The sequence below is a fragment of the Pseudomonas sp. PS02288 genome (assembly GCF_029959715.1).
In the GTDB taxonomy this organism is placed as follows: domain Bacteria; phylum Pseudomonadota; class Gammaproteobacteria; order Pseudomonadales; family Pseudomonadaceae; genus Pseudomonas_O; species Pseudomonas_O kuykendallii.
Map to the genome: position 1 here is coordinate 1 of NZ_JASCPA010000111.1, position 5,528 is coordinate 5,528.

The window sequence follows — 5,528 nt, forward strand, 5'->3', positions numbered from 1 at the left end:
CGTTGCTCCCCCCCCCACTTCAAATCTTAAACCGCCCGCGCGGGCCGGGGCCCGCGCGCCCGTCAACACAAGGAACAGCGACCATGGCCTTCAACATCCACAACCGCAGCCTGCTCAGCCTGATGCACCACAGCGAGCGCGAACTGTGCTACCTGCTCGACCTGTCGCGGGACCTCAAGCGCGCCAAGTACACCGGCACCGAACGCCAGCACCTGAAAGGCAAGAACATCGCGCTGATCTTCGAGAAGACCTCCACGCGCACCCGCTGCGCCTTCGAGGTGGCGGCCTACGACCAGGGCGCCAACGTTACCTACATCGACCCGAACTCCTCGCAGATCGGCCACAAGGAGAGCATGAAGGACACCGCCCGCGTGCTCGGGCGGATGTACGACGCCATCGAATACCGCGGCTTCAAGCAGGCCATCGTCGAGGAACTGGCGAAATACGCCGGCGTGCCGGTGTTCAACGGCCTGACCGACGAATACCACCCGACGCAGATGATCGCCGACGTGATGACCATGCGCGAACACAGCGACAAGCCGATGCATTCGATCAGCTACGCCTACCTGGGCGACGCGCGCTTCAACATGGGCAAGTCGCTGTTGCTGATCGGCGCCAAGCTCGGCATGGACGTGCGTATCGGCGCGCCCAAGGCGCTGTGGCCGAGCCAGGAACACATCGACGCCTGCCAGGCCTTCGCCGACGCCAGCGGCGCCACCCTGACGCTCACCGAGGACCCGCTGGAAGCGGTCAAGGGCGTCGACTTCATCCACACCGACGTCTGGGTCTCCATGGGTGAACCGGTGGAAGCCTGGGCCGAGCGCATCGGCCAGCTGCTGCCGTACCAGGTCAACGCCGCGCTGATGAAGGCGGCGGGCAACCCGCGGGTGAAGTTCATGCACTGCCTGCCGGCGTTCCACAACTCGGAAACCAAGGTCGGCCAGCAGATCGCCGCGCAGTATCCGAACCTCGCCAACGGCATCGAGGTGACCGAGGAGGTCTTCGAGTCGCCGGCCAACATCGCCTTCGAGCAGGCGGAAAACCGCATGCACACGATCAAGGCGATACTCGTCTCGACCCTCGCCGAAATCTGACCCCCGCGCCCGCGGCGCCCGACGGGTGCGCGGCGGGCCTGACAAGGAGAACCCCATGCGCATCGCCATCGCCCTGGGCGGCAACGCCCTGCTTCGCCGCGGCGAACCCCTGAGCGCGGAAAACCAGCGCGGCAACGTGCGCCTCGCCTGCACGCAGATCGCCAAGGTGGCGGCCGGCAACCAGTTGGTCATCGCCCACGGCAACGGCCCGCAGGTCGGGCTGCTGGCCCTGCAGGGCGCTGCCTACAAGGATGTCGCCAGCTATCCGCTGGACGTCCTCGGCGCCGAAACCGAGGGCATGATCGGCTACATGATCGAACAGGAACTGGGCAACCTGCTGCCTTTCGAGGTGCCCTTCGCCACCCTCCTCACCCAGGTCGAGGTGGACGCCGCGGACCCGGCGTTCGCCGCGCCGAGCAAACCGATCGGCCCGGTGTACGCGCGCGCCGACGCCGAACGCCTGGCCGCCGAGAAGGGCTGGAGCATTGCCGCCGACGGCGAGCACTTCCGCCGCGTGGTCGCCAGCCCCAGGCCCAAGCGGATCTTCGAGCTGCGCCCGCTGAGCTGGCTGCTGGAGAAGGGCTGCGTGGTGATCTGCGCCGGCGGCGGCGGCATCCCGGTGCGCTACGACGCCGAGGGCAAGCTCGAAGGCGTCGAGGCGGTGATCGACAAGGACCTCTGCTCCGCGTTGCTGGCCCGGCAACTGGAGTGCGACCTGCTGGTGATCGCCACCGACGTCGACGGGGTCTACCTGGACTGGGGCACGCCCGACAAGCGCGCCATCGACCAGGCGCGCCCGGACGATCTCGACTCCCTGGACTTCGCCGCCGGCTCCATGGGGCCGAAGGTGCAGGCCGCCTGCGAGTTCGCCCGGCAGACCGGCAAGCCGGCGGTGATCGGCTCGCTGGCCGATATCGAAGCCATCGTCGCCGGAAGCGCCGGGACCCGCGTCGACCTCGGCGCCGCCGCCCTCACCTACCGCTGACCCCCGCCACCGCGCGAAGGCCGCCCGGTCTTCGCGGCCTTTTCGCCGCGCCCCGCCACGCGACTTGCCGACGGATTCAGTGACTCGACGGTCACCGAATTCGTCAGCATGTACATTCGCTTGATCCGACCGCCCCATGAACGGGGCGGCAGACGCACGATTCAACGCCAATAATCGACAGACCGGGGTTTCCCGGCACTGTCTTCCTTGCGTGAGGAGCTACTCGAGTCATGTCTCGCCTACCCGTCATCGTCGGCTTCGGTGGTTACAACTCCGCGGGCCGCAGCTCGTTCCACCACGGCTTCCGCCGCACCGTCATCGAGTCGCTGGACTCCCAGGCGCGCCAGCAGACACTGACCGGCCTGGCCGTGATGATGAAGCTGGTCAGCGTGGTCGACGGCGAATACCGCGACGCCGAGGGCACCGCGCTGACGCCGGCGCAGATCGAGGAGCGCTTCGGCGGGCAGATTCTCGCCTCCACGCTGATCCGCCGGATCGAGAAGCAGCACCTCGACGTGAACGCCGCGCACTGGCACAAGAACCTCGAGATCGGCGGCGCCAACGGCCAGCCATTGAGCTTCACGGTGGCCGCCAAGCAACTGCCGGAGCCGCTGCCGGCGAACTGGTCGGTGGAGCCGATCAGCGACACCGAGGTCTGCGTCACCCTGCATGAGCGCTGCGAGATCAAGGTCGACAGCTACCGCGAGCTGCCGGTGAAATCCGCCGGCCAGCTGCCCACCGGCTTCGAGCCCGGCGAACTGTACAACTCGCGCTTCCACCCCCGCGGCCTGCAGATGACCGTGGTCGGCGTCACGGACGCGCTGCGCTCGGTGGGCATCGACTGGGCGCGCATCGTCGAACGCGTCGCGCCCGGCGAAATTGCCGTGTTCTCCGGCAGCCTGATGACCCAGATGGACGAGTACGGCAACGGCGGCCTGCTGCAGTCGCGCCTGCGCGGCCACCGGGTCAGCGCCAAGCAGCTGCCGCTCGGTTTCAACAGCATGCCCACCGACTTCATCAACGCCTATGTGCTGGGCAGCGTCGGCGAAACCGGGACCATTACCGGCGCCTGCGCGACCTTCCTCTACAACCTGCAGAAAGGCATCGAAGGCATCGCCTCGGGCCGCTCGCGGGTGGTCGTGGTGGGCAACAGCGAAGCCCCGATCCTCCCCGAATGCATCGAGGGCTACGCGGCCATGGGCGCGCTGGCCACCGAGGAAAACCTGCGCCTGATCGAAGGCCGCGACGACGTCGACTTTCGCCGCTCCAGCCGCCCGTTCGGGCAGAACTGCGGCTTCACCCTGGCCGAATCCAGCCAGTACGTGGTGCTGATGGACGACGAGCTGGCGCTGGAACTAGGCGCCGACATCCACGGCGCGGTGCCGGACGTGTTCATCAACGCCGACGGCTTCAAGAAGTCGATCTCTGCCCCCGGCCCCGGCAACTACCTGACCATGGCCCAGGCCGTGGCCGCCGCCAGCCAGTTGGTCGGCCTCGACGGCGTGCGCCAACGCAGCTTCATCCATGCCCACGGCTCCAGCACGCCGGCCAACCGGGTCACCGAGTCGCAGTTGCTCGACCGCGTCGCCGCGGCGTTCGGCATCGAGGACTGGCCGGTGACCGCGGTGAAGGCGTTCGTCGGGCATTCCCTAGCGCCGGCCAGCGGCGACCAGCTGATCTCCGCCCTGGGCAGCTTCAAGTACGGGATCATTCCCGGCATCAAGACTATCGACGCGGTGGCCGACGACGTGCACCGCGAGCACCTGCGCATCCTCACCGAGGACGCCGCGGTGGGCGAACAGGCGCTGGACGTCTGTTTCATCAACTCCAAGGGCTTCGGCGGCAACAACGCCAGCGCCTATGTGCTGGCCCCGCGGCTGGTCGAGAAGATGCTGCGCAAACGCCACGGCGAAGCGGCCTTCGCCGGCTACAGCGAGCGCCGCGAGCAGACCCGCGCGGCCGCCGCCGCCTACGAGAGCCGCGCGCTGAACGGCCAGTTCGACGTCATCTACAACTTCGGCCAGGACCTGATCGACGACAGCGAGATCGACATCAGCGCCGACGGCGTCAAGGTGCCGGGCTTCGCCAAGCCGCTCGCCTACAAGCAGGACGCGCGCTACCGCGACATGCTCGAGGACTGAAGCCTCCGGCCGCGCGCATGTAGGCGCGCGCGGCGCTTGCGCCACCAGATCACCAGCCCGGTCAGCGCCAGCAGCGCGATCGCCAGGCCGAGCACGGCGATCAGCACCCGCCCGGCAACGCCAAAGATGCGTCCGCCGTGGATCGGCAGCTGCAACCGATAGAAACGTTCGCCCCAACTGCCCTGGCCGGGAATTTCCTGGCCGAGCAGGCGCCCGTCGCTGCCGTCGAAGAACAGCCAGGCGTTGCCCTGATCGCTGGCGTGATCGCCGAAACCGGCACCGTAGAAGTGGTATTCGAAGCTGTAGTACAGCTCGGTGATCGGTGCGCTCAGGCCGAGCCGCCGGCCATGCGCCTCGGCGTACCGGTAGGCCTGGTCGTAGCCGTAGGTGGTGGCGCCCAGTTGCGCCTTCGGCAACCGCGCGCGAGCTTCGTAGACGCTCGGCGCGACCGGTGAAAGCAGCGAAACCACCGGTTTGAACACCGGTTCGGCGAGGTTCATCGCTACGCTGCTCAGCGCCACCGGCGTCAGCAGCAGCCACAGCCACAGGCCCCCGGCGCGGTGCAGGTCGTGGTTGAGCCGCTGGCGCTTGATCTTCCAGGCCGTCGCCCATTTGCCGAAGAACGGCCCACGCCGCGGCAAGGTCAGGCACAGGGCGATGAAGCAGTCGACGAACCAGAGGATCGCCACCCCGCCCATCAGCCACAGGCCCCAGTTGCCCGGCAGCGCCAGGCTGTAGTGAAACTCGAGCAGGAAGGGCACCAGCTTGTCCGGCGCGAAACAGCATTCGCCCCAATGGCGCTGGCCGACCTCTTCGGCGGTCACCGGGTCGAGGTAGCGCACCACCGCCTTCTCGTCGAACGGCTGGCCGCTGGCCGGATCGGTACGCGGCACCATCGCCAGCAGCGCGGCGTGCTGCGGCTCGTCGGGGAACTCCATGTACCAGACCTGCAGACGCGGATAGGCGCGCTCCAGGCTGTCCACCAGGCGCCCCGGCGGCAGCCGCTCGCCGACGCCCGGCGTGCGGTAGAACGTCGGGTTCAGCCATTCGTCCAGTTCGTGCTGGAAGGCCAGCACGCTGCCGGTCAGCCCGGCGAGGAGCAGGAACAGCGCCGTGGCCAGACCGATGTAGCGGTGCAGCAACAGCAGGACGGTACGCATCGATTGGCCTCCCGCGAACAGCAGGCCGCCGCCGTCCCGAAACGGCGGCGGCCGCCCCGGCGGTATCAGAAGTCGTAGTTGAGAGTGGCCATCACGTTGCGTTCCTCACCGTAGTAGCACTGGTAGAGGCTGTTGCATGCAGCGACGT

The 5,528-nt window shown here is 67.9% G+C and carries 4 protein-coding genes; 3 read left to right on the top strand and 1 reads right to left on the bottom strand.

Annotated features, from left to right (window positions below; all coding sequences use genetic code 11):
- Positions 1-83: 83 nt before the first annotated feature.
- From QMX85_RS23120 to QMX85_RS23130, 3 genes are all read left to right on the top strand, one after another.
- Positions 84-1,094: an ornithine carbamoyltransferase gene (locus QMX85_RS23120; protein ID WP_282344860.1), complete on the top strand. Its 1,011-nt coding sequence runs from the start codon at positions 84-86 to the stop codon at positions 1,092-1,094.
- A 55-nt stretch (positions 1,095-1,149) separates the two neighbouring features.
- Positions 1,150-2,079, top strand: a complete 930-nt coding sequence (gene arcC, locus QMX85_RS23125; RefSeq protein WP_282344862.1) for a carbamate kinase — start codon at positions 1,150-1,152, stop codon at positions 2,077-2,079.
- Between the two features lie 230 nt (positions 2,080-2,309).
- Entirely contained in the window at positions 2,310-4,220 is a 1,911-nt protein-coding gene (locus tag QMX85_RS23130) for a beta-ketoacyl synthase (protein WP_282344864.1), read from the top strand.
- On the opposite strand, the gene QMX85_RS23135 is transcribed toward QMX85_RS23130, so the two are convergent.
- Positions 4,196-5,380 (bottom strand): PepSY domain-containing protein, encoded by a 1,185-nt coding sequence (locus QMX85_RS23135; protein ID WP_282344866.1) that lies wholly within the window; start codon positions 5,378-5,380, stop codon positions 4,196-4,198. The two genes, QMX85_RS23130 and QMX85_RS23135, sit on opposite strands and share 25 nt — an antisense overlap.
- Positions 5,381-5,528: the final 148 nt, after the last annotated feature.